Origin of the sequence: Erwinia phyllosphaerae (genome assembly GCF_019132875.1) — a bacterium.
GTDB lineage: Bacteria > Pseudomonadota > Gammaproteobacteria > Enterobacterales > Enterobacteriaceae > Erwinia > Erwinia phyllosphaerae.
On record NZ_JAHSPF010000005.1, the window covers coordinates 299,171 to 317,299 of the forward strand.

The window sequence follows — 18,129 nt, forward strand, 5'->3', positions numbered from 1 at the left end:
CGCTTCGGCAAATCGCAGCGTAAAGCGGCCGGATTAGCGGCCGCTTTATCTTTCTTTCTAAAAACTCCCGGTTGCCGAGCGATTAAGCTTCAGGCGTTTGAAAAAGAACGGGAGATTCCCTGTAGGCGTTCAGCTTATCCCTCACCCAGCCGTCCGGATTTCCGACGGTGGAAATAACGCCCGTGGTCGAGCCGCCTCCCAGCAGCACAGAGAAGATCCCCAGCAGCGGAAAATCTTTGTAAGCCGGCTGGCTCAGGTCAAAAGAGCCGGCCCGCTGGTACATATCGCGAGGCGTAGCGCCCACCAGTGCTGCCATATGCGCAGGGAAGGCGAAATCGAGGATCGTATCGTTGATAGCCTCAACGTTACTGCCGATCTCGCTGTCGCCCAGCAGATAGTTGGCGCTGGTTCCCCAGTGCTGTGCATCAAAGTCCGCCTGCACCCGATCGCTTTTCAGCGGCGTGCGGCTGGCCGGGATCTGCCACGGCATCACCGGCTGTTTCAGCATGCGGCTGACGCTGCCGCAGAACTGGTAATAGCGTTGCCATTCCAGCGGCCCGTAGCAGTAGGAGTTGTAGTAGGAGCGTAGGGTAAGATCGTCAGCCTCGTAACGGTCAATAGCCATGAAGTTAGCGGCGTTGCCTTCGTCAAACACGCCCAGCGCATTAACGTAATCCACGGTCAAACGAGCATAGCGATCGACGCTTTCCTGGCCGTATATCCACTGCGAGCCGCCAACGCCCCACAGATTAATCACCCAGCCAAACGTCAGTTCTGGCGCAACGGTATGCACAAGCCAGTTTACTGACTGAATATAGCCCTTGAGAGTGTCGGTAATAAAGGCCGGGATAGCCACGCTGATACCGTGATGCGCCAGCGCCTCCTGCAAAGGTTCCCTGACCGGCACGGGATGATCGCTGGTAAGGCCATCCTGCTGGCAGGCGCCAATCAGGTCGGCATTGACGATAAGCCCTGCCGGAACGGGATGCTGCTCATCCTTATAGCTGCTGGCGATTTTCATGGTCAGAATAAAGTTCGCGTAGCTATATTTGTGCGCGGAAGCATCAGCCAGAACGTTTTTGACATTGCCGCCTGAAAGGTTACAGGTATAGGAGATCATCACCGGCAGGACATTCTGATTATCAGCCAGCTGTTCCTCAATAGCGCGGGCAATAGTGATAGTTCGCGTGGTGGCAGGATCGTCCTGCAGGAAGGCCGTAGCATCGCCTGCGCCGTCGTTACCGGCATATTTAAAGATGGAGCTGACGCGGGCGGCGGCACAGTCGGCCGTATTGGTCGTGGTCATATCGGCCAGGCCACCAAAAGAAAGAAACGCCGGGAAGCCGGGAACCAGCAGGTTCGCGCCTTTTTCTACAGCAATAGCCAGCGTGTTTTGGGCATTCTCGCTGATATTTATCGTATCCACACAGGAAACAGAGTGAACCACTTTATCGACGATAAAATCGTTGACCTTAACCGTATAATCGCCAGGTTTGATTTTTTCCGGCCAGGCGAACGCGCCTTCCGCCGTTAGAGTAGAGGAATAGCTCATCGTCGCATTATAAAGCCGTACCGGAATAGCCTGCTTAAATGGCGAATCTGTCTGGCAGGAAACCGTTAGCGTACTGAATTTATTACTGTCGACTGGCTTGATGGTGCATTCTTTCTGGCCGACGGTAACGGTAATTAATTTATCGGTGACGACAACCTCAGGGATAGCAAATGAAATATTATTATTATTAACGGCAATGCTGTCGATAGTGAAAATCAGCACGTCGTCGGTAGGTAAATAACGCAGTTCCGTGACCTCATCCAGTCTGGTTTCAAACGTCTCCTGAATCGTTGCCGTTTTGTTTTTTACCTGAACCCTGACCGTTTCGTTTTCCAGTTCAGCAATACCGGAAAGCATAAAATCTACCGCAGCATAATGATTAACCGTATTGAAAGTTAATGCCACGTCGGTAGTATTTCCCTGCGTCACGGTGATATTTTCCGGACTGACGGAAACATCGGCCACAACGGTAAGCGCGTCATTGGCCAGCTTAGCGGCGCTGACGGTATAGCTGGTAGCGGTCAATTCAACGGTATTGTTTCCGCCAGGCTGTGCCGAAGCCGTGGTTCTTTCACCGCCTGCGGAAGTAAATACCACTTCAGGAACCAGGTTAGCCAGAGCGGCATCGGGAATGGCGGGGCATACCAGCCTGACAGCGCCATTAAGCTCAAGCTCGCCGTCAGCGGCAAAGTTGAAAGAGGTCATAACATGTTCAGGATTGGCCGTCAGGTCACCGCCAATACCAATGGTGATCGTATCTCTGGACGAGAGAACATAAGCCTGGGGGAAACCCAAGGTGACCTGAACCAGAATATCGCTATCGCTAATCTGTTTATTTTCCGTTGTTATTGCCCAGTCTTGCCAGCTAGTAAATGCGGGCATGACCGCCGAAGGTTCAATTGCAGCGGGAGAAAGGAAACTAAACTTCAACGTATTCTTAATACTTACCGCGCTATTATCGTCATTTCTAATATCCGTAACGATAAGCGTGCCGTAATACTGCGTTGGGTTCGCTCCTGTTGTTACCTTGCCGACTATACTCATCAATAATTCCTTAACAAACATTTTGAAGCAGGCATTAGCCCGCAGGAAAAACGCCATTGAATAAATGACCATGGCGAATTATTTAAATTTATGCGGCGTGACTATTCTTTCGTGGTGGAAAGAAACAGATCACGCGATGAATTTAAAGGCAGGTGCGGGTAACGGCAATTTTAATTATTGTCTGAGAAGAGTAATAATTACGGCGTAGAAAATTTACCTTTGCAGATAACGGGGATAGCAGGAAAATATACAAGGTAGAGCAGCTAAAAAAAACGATCCCGGTTTGCAAAAGGGATCGTTTGATCAACGCGCCGCTTAGTCTTCCGACAGAAACAGCTCCAGCAGGGAATTCAGAAACAGCTTGCCCTTTTCCGTGACCTGCCAGTTTTCTGCCGTCTCGGTCAGATAACCTTTCGCCAGGGCTTCATCAAGCTCGACACGGATAACGTCTTCATCCAGACCGGTATAGCGCGTAAACTCTTCACGCGGCGCGGCTTCCAGCAGCCGGAAACGGTTCATAAAGAACTCAAACGGCTTCTCTTTTTCCGCCACCTCATACTGCCTGTCCAGATAGTTACCGTTCATAAAGCCGCGCGGATGGCGCGTTTTAATTGTGCGGATAATCCTGCCGTCCGTCTGCGTCAGCTTGCCGTGCGCGCCGCAGCCGATGCCCAGATAGTCGCCGAAGCGCCAGTAGTTCAGGTTGTGCTCGCAGCGATAGCCCGGTTTGGCATAGGCAGAGGTTTCATACTGCTCGTAGCCCGCAGCCGTCAGCAGCTGGTGGCCCTGTTCAAAAATATCCCACAGCGCGTCGTCATCCGGCAGGATCGGTGGCCGCGAGGCAAACAGCGTGTTTGGCTCAATGGTCAGCTGATACCAGGAAAGGTGCGGCGGATCCAGCTCGATGGCCTGGCGCAAATCGTCCAGCGCTTCGGTCAGCGACTGATCGGGAAGACCGTGCATCAAATCCAGGTTAAAGCTGCGCAGGCCAAGCCCCTGAGCCAGCTTTGCCGCGCGCTTTGCTTCTTCCGGGCCGTGGATACGTCCAAGGCGCTCCAGCTTTTGCTGGCTAAAACTCTGCACGCCAATGGAGATACGGTTGATGCCCGCACGCTGATAGCCGCTAAAACGGTCGGCTTCGACGGTGCCGGGGTTGGCTTCCATCGTAATTTCCGCCGTTGGCGAAAGCGGCAGACGCGCCCGCACGCCGTCCATCAGCATCTGCATCGCTTCGCTGCTGAGCAGGCTGGGCGTGCCGCCGCCAATAAAGATAGTGCCAACTTCACGGTTAGCCGCCAGCGGCAAATCGGCATCCAGATCGGCCAGCAAATGCCGTACATACTCTTCGTGCGGCACTTCGCCCTTTAAAGCATGCGAATTGAAATCGCAGTAGGGGCATTTCTGCACGCACCAGGGGATATGAATATAGAGACTGAGCGGTGGCAAATCAGACATGACGCATGGCTTCCAGCAGCAGGCTCAGCGCCTTGCCGCGATGTGAAACGGCCCGTTTTTCATCCTTACTCAGTTCCGCTGCGGTTTTACCCAGTTCCGGCACGTAAAACACGGGATCGTAACCAAATCCGCCTTCACCGCTCAGCGTACGGGTTATTTCGCCTTGCCAGCTACCGTGGAACACCAGCGGCGTGGGGTCTTCCGCATGGCGCAGATAAACCAGCACGCAGTGAAACTGCGCCTGACGCTGACCATCCGCCACGTTTTCCATAGCGTGCAGCAGCTTATCAATATTCTGCCTGTCGCTTGCCTCCACGCCGGCATAGCGCGCGGAGTAAATCCCCGGCGCGCCGCCAAGCGCATCCACCGCCAGGCCAGAGTCGTCGGCAATAGCGGGCAAACCGGTAATGGCGGCAGCATGGCGCGCCTTGAGAAGGGCGTTTTCGATAAAGGTCAGGCCGGTCTCTTCAGCTGACTCTACGCCACAGTCGGTTTGCGCCACGATATCCAGGCCGAAAGCGGCGAGCTTATCGGCCAGTTCACGAACTTTTCCAGCGTTGCCGGTGGCGAGTACTACTTTTTGCATATCAAATCCAGAAGTTAAAATCAGAGCTGCGTCCAGCCGGGAATGAAGTCCATACCCAGATAGTTGAGCATATAAAGGAGCAGGATCACGGCCATCGCCGAGAAGTCGATGCCGCCCATCGCCGGAATAATTCTGCGGATTGGCGCCATCAGCGGTTCCGTTAGCTGGATCAAAACGTAATCTACCGGGTTGCGGCCCTGGCTTATCCAGCTCATCAGCGAACGAATAATAATTACCCAGAATACCAGCACGCCTGCGGCTTTAACCAGCGAGACCAGACCAAAATAAAGAAACACGGGATCGAAAATAAACACCCGGGTTTGCAGCGTAAACATCACGGTGAAAAGCAGTACGCTCAGCACGTAAGCCAGCAGCAGAGAAGCGGTATCCAGCGGCCCGATGGAAGGGATTACCCGCCGCATTGGCCGAATGACCGGCTGCGTGATTTTGACGATAAATTGTGAAAACGGATTGTAAAAATCACATCTTGTCCACTGCATCCAGATGCGCAGCAGCAGTACTTTTACGTACAGGTTAATTACCGTTGATACCAAAAAAGTCAACGTCAGCATGGAGTCCCTCAAAGTTTAGTTAGTGGCGCCGTAATCGCGCGCGCCAAAAATGGCGGTGCCAATGCGCACCATCGTCGTGCCTGCCTCGACAGCTGCTTCCAGATCGTCGCTCATGCCTAAAGAGAGCGTGTCGACAGAAGCATAGTTTTTTTTCAGTTCATTCAGTGCATCCGCCATCTGGCGACAAACGGCCAGCTGACGCTGGTAATCGCCTTCCGGCGCGGGTATCGCCATCAGGCCGCGCAGCGTTAAGCGCGGCAGCTGAGCAATTTCCCTGGCCAGATCCGGTAGCGCCGCCAGCATGATGCCAGATTTACTCTGTTCATCGCTGATATTTATCTGGATCAGCACGTTTAACGGCGGCAGCGAGTCCGGCCGCTGATCGTTAAGCCTGGTAGCAATCCGTAAACGATCGACGGTGTGGCACCAGTCGAAATTTTCGGCGACCAGCCGACTTTTATTGGATTGCAGCGGCCCGATAAAGTGCCATGCCAGCGCCGGATTTGCCAGCTGCTGGATCTTATCAACGCCTTCCTGCACGTAATTTTCTCCGAAGCAGCGCTGGCCCGCGGCGGCGGCTTCTTCGATCGCGCTCCACGGTTTTGTTTTGCTCACTGCAAGCAGGGTAATTTCTGCCGGATCGCGGCCGCATCGCGCGGCTGCCGCTGAGATTCGCTCGCGGACTTGCTGTAAGTTGTGCTGAATCGAGGTCATAGTCAGGGAGTTAATATGGATATTGAAGAGTTAGTGGCGCTTAGTGTAAAGCATAACGCCTGCGATCTGCACCTCTGTAGTGGTCATTCTCCGTTCTGGCGGCTTTCTGGTCGGCTCGAAAAAATGCCGGGCGCGCTGCCAGCCAGCGATGCGCTGCTGCGACAGCTTTACGACAGCTGGCTGGATGCCGCGCAGCAGGACGAGTTTACCCGGGCCGGGCAGCTTGATTTTGCGCTGACGGTGGGCGGTACGCGCCTGCGCGCCAATCTGTTTTGCCAGCGGCAGGGGAACTCGCTGGCGCTGCGGCTAATCAGCGACCGCTGCCCTGATATCGCCGGGCTTGGCCTGCCGCCGGTCGCTCAGTCGCTTTTACAGCTCGAAGATGGGCTGGTGCTGGTGACGGGCGCGACCGGCAGCGGAAAATCGACCACGCTGGCCGCGCTGATTGGCGCGATTAACCAGCAGCAGAACCGCCATATTCTGACGCTGGAAGATCCGGTAGAGTTTATCCATCGCAGCGAGCGCTCGCTGATTCAGCAGCGGGAAATCGGGCAGCACTGTCGTTCGTTCAGCGCAGGCCTGCGCGCCGCGCTGAGGGAAGATCCGGACGTTATCCTGCTGGGCGAGCTGCGCGATAGCGAAACCATCCAGCTGGCGCTAACGGCCGCGGAAACCGGCCATCTGGTGCTGGCAACGCTGCATACGCGCGGTGCCGCTCAGGCGGTCGACAGGCTGGTGGATGTTTTTCCCGGTGCGGAGAAAAACCTTATCCGCAGCCAGCTGGCCGGTAGCCTGAAGGCCGCGATCGCACAAAAGCTGGTGCCGGGAAAAAACCAGGACAGGGTGGCGCTGTTCGAGGTACTGGTAAACACGCCAGCCGTCGCCAGCCTGATCAGAGAGGGGAAAACGCACCAGCTGCCGGGCGTGCTGCAAACCGGCATGCAGGCAGGTATGCAGACGTTTGCCCAAAGCCTGGCCGAGCGGCAAAAAGCGGGAGCGATAGCGTGAGAGGGTAAACGCGCCGCCTGCCTGATTACCAGCCTGGCGCGTTCAGCGTTATGACAACATGGTACGCCTGGATTTAATGCAGGCGGAGCAACGCGGGTCTGTAATCAGCTCCAGGCGTTTTCAAACCAGCTTTCAAGAATGATAACCGCAGAGAGGGAATCGACGCTGCCTTTGTTCAGCGCACGAAAGCCGCCACGCGAGAAGAGGTCGGCGCGGGCTTCGACCGTGCTCAAACGTTCGTCGTGCAGCTCTACCTTAATGCCAAAGCGCCCGTGCAGCCGGTTGGCGAATTTGCGGGCTCTGGCGGTCAGGGGTTGTTCGGTTCCATCCATGTTTAACGGCAGGCCGACCACTACGTGATCCGGCTGCCACTCCTTCAGCAGCGCCTCGATTTTTAGCCAGTCGGGCGTGCCGTCCTGCGCTTTTAGCGCAGGCAGAGGGCGAGCGGTGCCGGTCAGCTGCTGACCCACCGCGACGCCAATGCTTTTGGTGCCAAAATCGAAAGCCAGCAGGGTAAGGTGGCTCATCAGGCGTGACCAACATCGCTGGTGATATTGTGGATATCCACGCCGATGCTCTTCGCCGCTTCGCGCCAGCGCTCGGCAACGGGGGTTTTAAACAGGATATTGCTGTTGGCCGGAATGGTCAGCCAGGCGTTTTCCAGCAGCTCGCTTTCCAGCTGGTCTTTTTCCCAGGCGCAGTAGCCCAGCGCAACCAGCACGCTGTCAGGCTGTTCCGGCGTGCCCAGCGTTTCCAGCACGTCGCGCGAAGTGGTGATAACCGTGTTGTCCGATACGCGAATACTGGACGCGTAAGTGTGTTGGGCAGAGTGCAGGATAAAACCGCGATCTTCAGCCAGAGGGCCGCCAGCAAAAACCGGCTTATCGAGTTTGACCTCGGGTTCGCGCGGGACCGGCACAATTTTTAACTTTTTGAGAATGCCGTCAACGGTAAGGTTTTCCATTGGCTTGTTCACAATAATACCCATGGCACCTTCATCGTTGTGCTCGCAGATGTAAACCACCGAGCGTTTAAATAAAGGGTCCTGCAGCGTGGGCATGGCAATCAAAAAATGATGCTGTAAATTCATATCAGGATTCTGTAGTCGGGTTAATCATCTGTAGCCGGAGCCACAGATGATTAACGGGGTTAACACGAAGGCCTGTCGATCCTTTGCTTATCAGGCCAGTCGTTTTTCAATCGCATCCATAAGCATACCAGTAATTGAAATTGGGAATGCGGCTTCGATCTCACGAATGCAGGTCGGGCTGGTTACGTTGATTTCGGTCAGCTTGTCGCCGATGATATCCAAACCGACAAAAATCAGGCCTTTCTTTTTCAATGTGGGGCCGACGCGACGGGCGATTTCCAGATCGCTTTCCGACAGCGGACGCGCTTCGCCACGGCCGCCAGCGGCCAGGTTACCGCGCGTTTCGCCCGATTTTGGAATACGGGCCAGGCAATAAGGCACGGGTTCACCATCAACCATCAGCACGCGCTTATCGCCATCCTTAATGGCGGGCAGATAATTTTGCGCCATGCAGTAGAAGCTGCCGTGCTCGGTCAGCGTTTCAATAATAACCGACAGGTTAGGATCTTCTTTCTTCACGCGGAAAATGGAAGCGCCGCCCATGCCGTCCAGCGGCTTCAGGATAATATCGCCATGCTCCTGCCAGAAATCGCGGATCTGCTGCGCGCTACGGCTTACCAGCGTGTCCGGGGTCAGTTCAGCAAACCAGGCGGTAAAGAGTTTTTCGTTACAGTCGCGCAGGCTCTGCGGTTTGTTAACGATCAGCGTGCCTTTCTCTTCCGCGCGCTCCAGGATATAGGTGGCGTAGATAAATTCGGTATCGAAAGGCGGATCTTTACGCATCAGCACCACGTTCAGATCGGCCAGTGCAATATCCTGCTCGCTGCCAAATTCAAACCACTTATCGTAGTTTTGCTCAACGCTCAGCAGACGGGTAGAGGCACGCGCTTCGCCACCGCGCAGATAGAGATCTTTCATCTCCATATAGTGAATTTCGTAACCACGGCGCTGTGCTTCCAGCAGCATGGCGAAGCTGCTGTCTTTTTTAATATTGATGGAGGTAATAGGGTCCATCACAATGCCAAGCTTAATCATTAGTCTCTCCAGTTGAGCTTTTTTTGCCTGCCGTTTTTACGCCTTCAGCGCATTCAGCCCAGGTCGCCAAACCGCACCTGAAGGGCGGTAATGGCGGTCAGGGCCGTGGTCTCCGTGCGCAGAACACGAGGGCCTAAAAGAATGTCGGTAAAGCCGTAGCGTGCCGTCATGGCGATCTCGTCTGCCGTCAGCCCGCCTTCAGGCCCAATCAGCAGCCGCACGCGTTCGACCGGCTGTGGCAGCGTATTGATGCTCTGGCTGGCTCGCGGATGTAAATTGAGCTTCAGGCTGTCATCCTGTTCGGCGCTCCAGGCTTCCAGCGTCATTGCTTCTCGCACTTCCGGCACGCGGTTTCTGCCGCACTGTTCGCAGGCGGCAATAACAATTTTCTGCCACTGCTGAATTTTTTTCGCCAGTCTCTGCGCATCAAGCTTTACGCCACAGCGCTCAGAAAACAAGGGGGTAATCGTATTTACTCCCAGCTCAACCGCTTTCTGAATGGTGAACTCCATCTTTTCGCCGCGCGACATCACCTGGCCTAAATGCAGGTGAAGCGGCGACTCCCGGCTGTCCGCGCGGCTTTCGATCACGGCGACGCGCACATTTTTTTTATCCGCCTGCACAATTTCGGCCTGAAATGTCAGATTAGTACCATCGAACAATTCCAGGGCCTGGCCCGCATTCATGCGCAATACGCGACCGACATGGTTTGCCGCTTCTTCATCAAGAGAGATTTCGCTGCCGACAACCAGAGCTTCAGAGTGAAAAATGCGAGGTATACGCATGGGGTTCCTGCTACAAGTGACTGGCCGCGGCAGAGCGCGGCCCAAATATGGCGTTTAGTTTAGGACAGTGATTTTACCGCTGGCAAGCACGCTGTACATAGGGATTATGGTTGCCCTGCACTTTAGCGATGCGGTTGTCGCGCTCGCACTCCCAGGCCGTGACCGGATACTGCTTGTCCCATACCGTCATCAGCTGGGTCTGCTGCTTAGACATGGCGATCTGGTACTGGTCACGCATATAAAACCAGGTACGAGCGATGGCGCCACGCGCCCGCGCAGGAGGCTCAGCCTGCTTGTTTTTAAAATCGATCTTCATTTCGCACTGGCCGTACTGATGCTCGCTGCCGTTCCACTGGCTATACATAAAGTTGCCGCGATCGCCGTTCACTTCGCCAATAGCGGGCTGAAGGTTATGCAAATCGGATTCGATACGGCGGTAGCCTGCATCTTTCGCGCACTGTTTTCTGCCGCCTTCCTGCCAGCACTGGCGCTGGTGGCCAAACGTCCAGGCCGGGACAACGTGTTCCCATTCGATACGGTTAGCCCGGTTGGCGTTTTTACGTACGCTATAGCCACAGGAAGCCAGATCCGGTACGCCTTTTTTACCTTGCCAGTTAATTTTACAGCCGCAGTAAAAAGAGCCCGGAGCATCCGCGTTAATTTGCGCCGCGTAAGCCTTTGCCTGGCTGAAACTGTTCTGATGGTAGTTATTCAGGCTCAACCCATGCGCAAAGAAGGTGGGAAGCAGCAGTGAAAAAGAGAGGCAGCCGATAATTTTGCGTAACATATTCCAGTTTTCTGTCAGTCAAACGAAGCGGCGAGAGTAGCAGAAGCGCCGGATAACCGGAAACCGTCGCGTGCCTTATCGGCTATTTTTTTGACGTCAGACAGATTTTTCAGCAACCGGGAACAGGCCAGGCGACAGGCGCTCGCCGCAGCGGACGCAGCGGTATTCGCTTTCACCACGGGTAACGCGATTGTGGCGGCGAACGGTAAGCTGATGCTGCTGGCAGCGACAGCGATAGGGGAAAGAGCGGCTGCGGACCGATTCGATGGCAAACTGGTGGGTACGCCGCGCGGGCACATCCAGCACGCTTTCCATCATCCATTTCCACTCTTTGCCGTGCGGCGCGACGCGGCCAAAGTGTTTCCACGTCAGCAGATGCGCCAGTTCATGGGGCACGACCTCTTCAATAAAAGCCTGCTGGTTTTCCAGCAACAGCACGGGATTCAGGCGGATTTCCCAGCTTTCCAGCCACGCGGTACCCGCAGCCGTGCCTCGCTGCTGATAAACCAGCTTAGGTTCCGAATAGTTCCGCTCAAGGCGCTGGTTAGCCAACTGCAATTTTTCACGCAGCGAGCGCATGACTGCCTGTTGTAAAGCAATGGGGAGACGAAGGGATTTCATACGGCAGAGAATACGATGGGAAGCGGGGGATTTCAACGAAGCTGGCCGGGTTGCCCCGGCCAGTGAGGCTTAACGCTGACCGATGTCGCGCAGCTTTTTGCCGCTTAACAGGTTACGTTCGATATGTTCCAGCGAAACGTTTTTGGTTTCCGGGATCAGGATGATAGTCAGAATAATAAAGATGATATTCAGACCGGCATAGACCCAGAAAGTGTTGGCGTTGCCCAGCGTGTTCAGCATGGTCAGGAAGGTTGCCCCAACGATCATGTTGGCAATCCAGTTGGTCGCCGTCGAGACGGTGATACCGAAATCGCGGCCTTTCAGCGGCTGAATTTCAGAACAGAGTACCCAAATCAGCGGGCCAGCACTCATCGCGAAGCCGATGATAAACATCAGCAGCATGGCGATAGCAAAGTACTGCGCGGTGGAAGAGTGAATGCCCACGTGCAGCATTGTACCCAGCACGCCCATGCCGATAGCCATGACCAGGAAGCCCAGCTTCAGCGTAGGCTTACGGCCCCAGCGGTCAACCAGGCCGATAGCGATAAAGGTAGCCAGCACGTTGATCAGACCAACGATAACGGTTCCCCACATCTGCTCGGTGGTATTGGTAAAGCCCGCGATTTCAAAAATTTTCGGCGCGTAGTACATGATTACGTTCATACCGGTGAACTGCTGCATGACCTGCAGCAGAATACCCAGCCAGACCGCGCGGCGGAAATTGCTGTTGTTCTGGAAAAGATTCCAGCCGGACTGTTTGATTTTCAGGCTTTCACGGATTTCATCCAGCTCGCGTTTCGCCTGTTCGCTGGTGTCGCGCAGTCGATCGAGCACGCGCTGTGCATCACGGAAGTTGCCTCTTGCCGCCAGCCAGCGCGGGCTGTTAGGCAGGAAGCAAACGCCAACCAGCAGCAGGGCCGCAGGAATGGTGATAACGCCCAGCATCCAGCGCCATTCGCCGGTGTAGCTGAATGCGGTATCAGACAGATAGGCACCCAGAATACCGATAGTGATCATCAGCTGGTAAAGAGAAATCATACTGCCGCGAATTTTTTCTGGTGCAATTTCAGAAAGATAAAGCGGGGCGGTGTAGGATGCCACGCCAACGGCCAGGCCCAGCAGCACGCGAGCCACAATCAGCATATCCGCGCTTCCGGACATAGCTGACCAGAGCGAGCCGATCACAAACAGCACTGCGCCAATCATCAGGCTTTTTTTACGGCCCAGATGAGAGGACATCCAGCCGCTGCCGACGGCACCGACCGCAGCACCAAACATCATTGAGCTGACGATCCATTCCTGCTGATGAGGAGTGACGTTGAAATCCCTGGCAATGAAAGGCAGAGCGCCGGCAATCACGCCGATGTCCAGCCCGAAAAGCAGCCCGGCGAGTGCGGCAAGCAGACAAACAAATAAGGTCATTGCCTTATTAGATGTCCTGCTCGGTTTCTTATTATCAGGCATGAAGCCTCCATATTGTTGTACTGCATATTGTTTTTATAAATGTTAAAAAAACCTGGCGCGAAAGACTGTGCGGCGGATCACACTGGTGTAATCGGTTACACACCAGATCTTTCTGAAAACAGAGGTTTTCACACGCGCTTACGCTTTATAACCGTTCCGGCATAGCATTTAACAGTCTCGCCTGGTTCCCCGTGGGCACTCCATCGGACAGCGCTGAAAATAGCGCATTCGAGGTGCCATTGTTAAGGCTGGAAATTCTTAATTATCAGATGCTGCATGATGTTTCTGAATGTAACCGTTAACACTGGCGTCCCAAAAAGCCTGCAAAAGTGTATACGGACTGTAGCAATTTGCCAGCGTCCAGGCAGCAAAAAGGGCACCCCGTGGGTGCCCTCATTGTAATAGGTAAAACCTTACTTCAGGCCGGCTGCTTCACGCAACTGCGCCGCTTTGTCGGTTTTTTCCCACGGGAAGTGCTCGCGGCCAAAGTGACCATACGCTGCCGTCTCGCGGTAAATCGGGTGCAGCAGATCCAGCATCTGAATCAGGCCGTAAGGGCGCAGATCGAAGAACTCACGCACCAGCAGCGTCAGCTGCTCGGTAGAAATTTTTTCTGTCCCGAAGGTTTCTACCATGATGGAAGTTGGCTCCGCCACGCCAATCGCGTAGGAAACCTGAATTTCACAACGGTCTGCCAGACCCGCGGCCACGATGTTTTTCGCTACGTAACGCGCGGCATAGGCTGCTGAACGGTCAACTTTAGAAGGATCTTTACCAGAGAACGCGCCGCCGCCGTGACGAGCCATGCCGCCGTAGGTATCAACGATAATTTTACGACCGGTCAGGCCACAGTCGCCCATTGGGCCACCGATAACAAAACGGCCGGTCGGGTTGATGTGGTATTTGGTACCGGCGTTGATCCATTCAGCAGGCAGAACCGGCTTGATGATCTCTTCCATGACCGCTTCCTGCAGATCTTTCTGGCCAATATCTTCCGAGTGCTGAGTCGACAGCACTACCGCATCGATGCCCACGATTTTACCGGCGTCGTACTGGAAAGTGATCTGGCTTTTTGCATCCGGACGCAGCCACGGCAGGGTGCCGTTTTTACGAACTTCTGACTGGCGCTGCACCAGACGGTGCGCATAGGTAACCGGCGCTGGCATCAGCACGTCGGTTTCGTTAGTCGCATAACCAAACATCAGACCCTGGTCGCCTGCGCCCTGTTCCAGCGGATCGGCACGGTCAACGCCCTGGTTAATGTCCGGAGACTGTTTGCCAATAGCATTCAGTACGGCACAAGAGTTGGCATCAAAGCCCATATCGGAATGGACATAGCCGATTTCACGCACGGTATTACGGGTGATCTCTTCAATATCTACCCACGCGCTGGTGGTAATTTCGCCACCTACCAGCACCATGCCGGTCTTAACGTAGGTTTCGCAAGCGACGCGTGCTTTCGGATCCTGCTCAAGAATGGCATCGAGCACGGCATCTGAGATCTGGTCGGCGATTTTATCAGGATGTCCTTCTGATACGGACTCGGAAGTAAAAAGGTGTTTAGCCATTAATTCTTTACCTTACTGAAACGGGTTGGGATCGACTGCATCGCGCTGAAAAGAAACGGTCTCTTTCTTTGCGCCCCCTCAGGCAAAGCCATGAGCAGTACAATGATTTGAAGACGCTTAGAAGTTAACCAGTATAGATGGATTAACATCTGGACGGCTATTTTAGGTTACGCGTTAAACAGATTGCCAGCATTTTTTAGCAGAAACAAGCCGGACATTTTATAAAAATCGGCAATTTCGCCTGAGGCTTTAGAGACTCCTTACATTTTAATTTTGCATTCTGTTAACGCTGGTTGTATAAAACGCCGCTGCCTGATTCCGGCGTTTCCGGTGCGGTGGCAGGCACGTCAGCCGTGAAGCCTTTCACGCTGGCTTTTCACCCGCTTTTTTGTTGTCCACAGTCTTGTGTGGAGGTGATGAAAGTAATGATCGTGGCCGGTCCATTACGCCATTCTGGCGTGCGAACTCTCTCCTTAATTTTTTCTGCTCTTGCGCTGTGCCGATGTTGCGGCGATGTCGGTCATGGTCCCGACATTTACCGCGAGTAATCTCTTGCTTCTGGTTCTCTCAGCCAGGCTGAGCGCGCCATGATTGGCTCTCTGACCCCTTCCCGGAGTCCGCGACGTGTTTAATGTTATACTTCTGCTATCGCCTGGTGCGGTGTTTCAGCGTTTTATGCTGAGCTTCCCGGTAGTCGATGGGTTGTTGTCGTGGGTTTTCCCTGCGATAGTAGTGAACTGTTCCGCATCAATGAAATTCGAGGCTCGCGATGTCTGACGACAGCAAGATGATTAAGGGTTCGTCAGCAGGCGAACAGGGTGTACTCCGCTCAATGCAGGAGGTGGCCATGAGCGATCAAGATGCCAGCAAAATGCTGCGCACCTACAATATTGCCTGGTGGGGCAATAACTATTACGACGTCAACGAACTGGGACACATCAGCGTTTGTCCGGATCCGGACGTGCCGGAAGCGCGCGTCGATCTGGCAAAGCTGGTGAAAGAGCGCGAGGCCGACGGTCAGCGCCTGCCTGCGCTGTTCTGTTTCCCACAGATTTTGCAGCATCGCCTGCGTTCTATTAACGCCGCTTTTAAACGCGCGCGGGAATCTTATGGCTACCGTGGCGACTATTTCCTGGTCTATCCGATTAAGGTTAACCAGCACAAGCGCGTTATCGAATCGCTGATCAATTCCGGCGAGCCGCTGGGTCTGGAAGCCGGTTCCAAAGCGGAGCTGATGGCGGTGCTGGCGCACGCGGGCATGACGCGTTCGGTGATTGTTTGTAACGGCTACAAAGATCGTGAATATATTCGTCTGGCGCTGATTGGCGAAAAGATGGGCCATAAGGTCTATCTGGTGCTGGAAAAAATGACCGAAGTGAAGCTGGTGCTGGAAGAGGCCGAGCGTCTGAACGTCGTGCCGCGCCTGGGTATTCGCGCGCGTCTGGCTTCGCAGGGCTCCGGCAAATGGCAGTCCAGCGGCGGTGAAAAATCCAAGTTCGGCCTGTCGGCTACGCAGGTGCTGAAGCTGGTAGAAATCATGCGTGAAGCAGGGCGTATCGACAGCCTTCAGCTGCTGCATTTCCACCTTGGTTCGCAGATGGCCAATATCCGCGATATCGCTACCGGCGTGCGCGAATCCGCTCGTTTCTATGTTGAGCTGGCAAAGCTAGGCGTTAACATTCAATGTTTTGACGTTGGCGGCGGCCTGGGCGTGGATTACGAAGGAACGCGCTCGCAGTCCGACTGTTCAGTGAACTACGGCCTGAACGAATATGCTAACAACGTTATCTGGGCTATCGGCGACGCCTGCGAAGAGCATAACCTGCCGCATCCAACGGTGATTACCGAATCGGGCCGCGCGGTAACCGCGCACCATACGGTGCTGGTTTCCAACATTATCGGCGTAGAGCGGAATGAATTTATTACGCCGCAGTCGCCACCGGAAGATGCACCTCGCCCGATTATCAGCCTGTGGGACACCTGGCAGGAGATGCACGAGCCGAACAATCGCCGTTCGCTGCGTGAGTGGCTGCACGATAGCCAGATGGATCTGTTCGATATCCATACCGGCTACTCTCAGGGAACCTACAACCTTGAGCAGCGCGCCTGGGCGGAACAGCTTTACCTGAGCGTCTGTAACTATATTCAGCAGCATCTCGATCCGGGCAACCGCGCGCATCGTCCAATCATCGACGAATTACAGGAGCGGATGGCGGACAAAATCTACGTCAACTTCTCGCTGTTCCAGTCAATGCCGGACGCCTGGGGTATCGATCAGCTGTTCCCGGTCCTGCCGCTGGAAGGCCTGAATAAAAAGCCAGAGCGCCGCGCGGTGCTGCTGGACATCACCTGCGACTCTGACGGCACCATCGATCACTATGTGGACGGCGACGGTATTGCCACCACCATGCCGATGCCGCAGTACGATGTGGATAATCCGCCGATGCTGGGCTTCTTTATGGTTGGCGCCTATCAGGAAATTTTGGGCAATATGCACAACCTGTTTGGCGATACCGAAGCGGTCGACGTGTTCGCCTATGCGGATGGCCGCGTGGACGTGCAGCTGTCGGACGAAGGCGATACCGTGGCGGATATGCTGGAATATGTGCAGCTGGATCCAAAAGAGCTGCTGACGCATTTCCGCAAGCAGATTACCGAAAGCGATCTGGACGACGAGCTACGCGCGCAGTTTATCGAAGAGTTTGAGGCGGGACTGTACGGTTATACTTATCTGGAAGATGAGTAAGCCTTAACCGCATAGCGCTTTTGGGCAGAGCATTCTCTGCCGAACCGAAATCCCTTCCTCGTCGGGCCTAACGACGCGGCGGGGATTTTTTTTATTTTTATCAGCAAGGCCGGTCTGGCCGACGGTAAAAGAGGATCTGTTATGAACAATACTCTGGGTAACCAGTACGATAACTCTTTAGTTTCAAACGCCTTTGGTTTTATGCGTTTTCCGGTTAACTTTCAGCCTTACGACAGCGATGCCGAATGGGTTATCACCGGCGTACCTTTTGACGCCGCGACTTCCGGTCGTCCGGGCAGTCGCTTAGGGCCGGGCGCGATCCGCCAGATTTCTACTAACCTGGCATGGGAAGGCTGCCGCTGGCCGTGGAATTTTGATCTGCGCCAGCGTCTGAAGGTGGTGGACTGCGGCGATCTGGTTTATGCCTTTGGCGATTCGCAGGATATGAGCGACAAACTGCAGGCGCATGCGGAAAAACTGCTGGCTAACGGCAAGCGCATGATGACGTTTGGCGGCGACCACTATGTCACGCTGCCGTTGCTGCGCGCGCACGCAAAACATTTTGGCAAGCTGGCGCTGGTGCATTTTGATGCCCATACCGATACCTACTCCAACGGCCCGAAATTTGACCACGGCACCATGTTTTATACTGCGCCACAGGAAGATCTGATCGATCCGACCCGCTCGGTACAGATTGGGATCCGCACCGAGTTTGACGCCTCGCTGGGCTTTAACGTACTGGACGCGGCGCAAATCAACGATCGCAGCGTTGACGACATCATTGCCCAGGTCAAAGAGATCGTCGGCGATATGCCTGTCTACCTGACTTTTGATATCGACTGTCTGGATCCGGCTCATGCGCCAGGTACAGGTACGCCGGTTGTGGGCGGCCTGACTTCGGATAAAGCGACCAAACTGGTACGCGGTCTGCAGGGCTTGAACATTGTCGGTATGGATCTGGTGGAAGTGGCACCGGGTTACGACCAGTCCGATATCACCGCACTGGCTGCCGCGACGCTGGCACTGGATATGCTGCACGTTCAGGCCGTCAATAAAGGCGAATAAGCGCTGGGCTGCCCTGCAAGCTTGTCGGCAGTCTGAA

General features: G+C 54.6%; 17 protein-coding genes. 4 read left to right on the top strand and 13 right to left on the bottom strand.

The genetic code is table 11. The annotated features are described in order from the left end of the window. Window positions 1-82 precede the first annotated feature (82 nt). The 5 genes from KUE00_RS11540 to KUE00_RS11560 all read right to left on the bottom strand — a co-directional run bounded on the left by KUE00_RS11540 (window position 83) and on the right by KUE00_RS11560 (window position 5,923). Window positions 83-2,596 (bottom strand): hypothetical protein, encoded by a 2,514-nt coding sequence (locus KUE00_RS11540; protein ID WP_246760031.1) that lies wholly within the window; start codon window positions 2,594-2,596, stop codon window positions 83-85. A gap of 315 nt (window positions 2,597-2,911) precedes the next feature. After that, window positions 2,912-4,051: a radical SAM family heme chaperone HemW gene (gene hemW / locus KUE00_RS11545; RefSeq protein ID WP_246760032.1), complete on the bottom strand. Its 1,140-nt coding sequence runs from the start codon at window positions 4,049-4,051 to the stop codon at window positions 2,912-2,914. Continuing rightward, the gene (locus tag KUE00_RS11550) at window positions 4,044-4,637 is read right to left on the bottom strand and encodes an XTP/dITP diphosphatase (RefSeq protein WP_246760033.1); all 594 of its coding nucleotides are present in this window, start codon (window positions 4,635-4,637) and stop codon (window positions 4,044-4,046) included. Before KUE00_RS11550 ends, hemW begins: the two co-directional genes overlap by 8 nt. A 20-nt stretch (window positions 4,638-4,657) precedes the next feature. Further along, window positions 4,658-5,209, bottom strand: coding sequence for a YggT family protein (locus KUE00_RS11555; protein WP_246760034.1), 552 nt, complete (start codon window positions 5,207-5,209; stop codon window positions 4,658-4,660). Window positions 5,210-5,224: 15 nt separating this feature from the next. Next, window positions 5,225-5,923 (bottom strand): YggS family pyridoxal phosphate-dependent enzyme, encoded by a 699-nt coding sequence (locus tag KUE00_RS11560; RefSeq protein ID WP_246760035.1) that lies wholly within the window; start codon window positions 5,921-5,923, stop codon window positions 5,225-5,227. Between the two features lie 15 nt (window positions 5,924-5,938). On the opposite strand from KUE00_RS11560, the gene KUE00_RS11565 reads away from it, so the two are divergent. Further along, window positions 5,939-6,931 carry a type IV pilus twitching motility protein PilT gene (locus KUE00_RS11565; protein WP_246760036.1) on the top strand — a complete coding sequence of 331 codons (993 nt, stop codon included), beginning with the start codon at window positions 5,939-5,941 and terminating at the stop codon, window positions 6,929-6,931. A 104-nt stretch (window positions 6,932-7,035) separates the two neighbouring features. Here KUE00_RS11565 and ruvX read toward each other — a convergent pair whose 3' ends face one another. The 8 genes from ruvX to metK all read right to left on the bottom strand — a co-directional run bounded on the left by ruvX (window position 7,036) and on the right by metK (window position 14,281). After that, a complete protein-coding gene (gene ruvX, locus KUE00_RS11570) occupies window positions 7,036-7,458 on the bottom strand; it encodes a Holliday junction resolvase RuvX (RefSeq protein WP_246760037.1) in 423 nt (140 codons plus the stop codon). After that, window positions 7,458-8,021 carry a YqgE/AlgH family protein gene (locus KUE00_RS11575; protein WP_246760038.1) on the bottom strand — a complete coding sequence of 188 codons (564 nt, stop codon included), beginning with the start codon at window positions 8,019-8,021 and terminating at the stop codon, window positions 7,458-7,460. Before KUE00_RS11575 ends, ruvX begins: the two co-directional genes overlap by 1 nt. 90 nt (window positions 8,022-8,111) lie before the next feature. Continuing rightward, window positions 8,112-9,056: a glutathione synthase gene (gshB, locus tag KUE00_RS11580; RefSeq protein WP_246760039.1), complete on the bottom strand. Its 945-nt coding sequence runs from the start codon at window positions 9,054-9,056 to the stop codon at window positions 8,112-8,114. A gap of 53 nt (window positions 9,057-9,109) precedes the next feature. Continuing rightward, window positions 9,110-9,841, bottom strand: a complete 732-nt coding sequence (gene rsmE, locus KUE00_RS11585) for a 16S rRNA (uracil(1498)-N(3))-methyltransferase (protein ID WP_246760040.1) — start codon at window positions 9,839-9,841, stop codon at window positions 9,110-9,112. Window positions 9,842-9,914: 73 nt separating this feature from the next. Further along, the gene (endA, locus tag KUE00_RS11590) at window positions 9,915-10,628 is read right to left on the bottom strand and encodes a deoxyribonuclease I (RefSeq protein WP_246760041.1); all 714 of its coding nucleotides are present in this window, start codon (window positions 10,626-10,628) and stop codon (window positions 9,915-9,917) included. A 96-nt stretch (window positions 10,629-10,724) separates the two neighbouring features. Further along, window positions 10,725-11,249, bottom strand: coding sequence for a SprT family zinc-dependent metalloprotease (locus KUE00_RS11595; protein ID WP_246760042.1), 525 nt, complete (start codon window positions 11,247-11,249; stop codon window positions 10,725-10,727). 69 nt (window positions 11,250-11,318) lie between these two features. Further along, the gene (locus tag KUE00_RS11600) at window positions 11,319-12,713 is read right to left on the bottom strand and encodes a sugar porter family MFS transporter (RefSeq protein WP_246760043.1); all 1,395 of its coding nucleotides are present in this window, start codon (window positions 12,711-12,713) and stop codon (window positions 11,319-11,321) included. 413 nt (window positions 12,714-13,126) lie between these two features. Then, on the bottom strand, window positions 13,127-14,281 hold the full coding sequence (gene metK / locus KUE00_RS11605; protein WP_246760044.1) for a methionine adenosyltransferase: 1,155 nt from the start codon (window positions 14,279-14,281) through the stop codon (window positions 13,127-13,129). 675 nt (window positions 14,282-14,956) lie between these two features. Here metK and KUE00_RS21955 point away from each other — a divergent pair. The 3 genes from KUE00_RS21955 to speB all read left to right on the top strand — a co-directional run bounded on the left by KUE00_RS21955 (window position 14,957) and on the right by speB (window position 18,092). Next, entirely contained in the window at window positions 14,957-15,058 is a 102-nt protein-coding gene (locus KUE00_RS21955) for a hypothetical protein (protein ID WP_414148902.1), read from the top strand. Further along, window positions 15,051-17,027 carry a biosynthetic arginine decarboxylase gene (speA, locus tag KUE00_RS11610; protein WP_246760045.1) on the top strand — a complete coding sequence of 659 codons (1,977 nt, stop codon included), beginning with the start codon at window positions 15,051-15,053 and terminating at the stop codon, window positions 17,025-17,027. Before KUE00_RS21955 ends, speA begins: the two co-directional genes overlap by 8 nt. A 141-nt stretch (window positions 17,028-17,168) precedes the next feature. Continuing rightward, window positions 17,169-18,092: an agmatinase gene (speB, locus tag KUE00_RS11615; RefSeq protein WP_246760046.1), complete on the top strand. Its 924-nt coding sequence runs from the start codon at window positions 17,169-17,171 to the stop codon at window positions 18,090-18,092. Window positions 18,093-18,129: the final 37 nt, after the last annotated feature.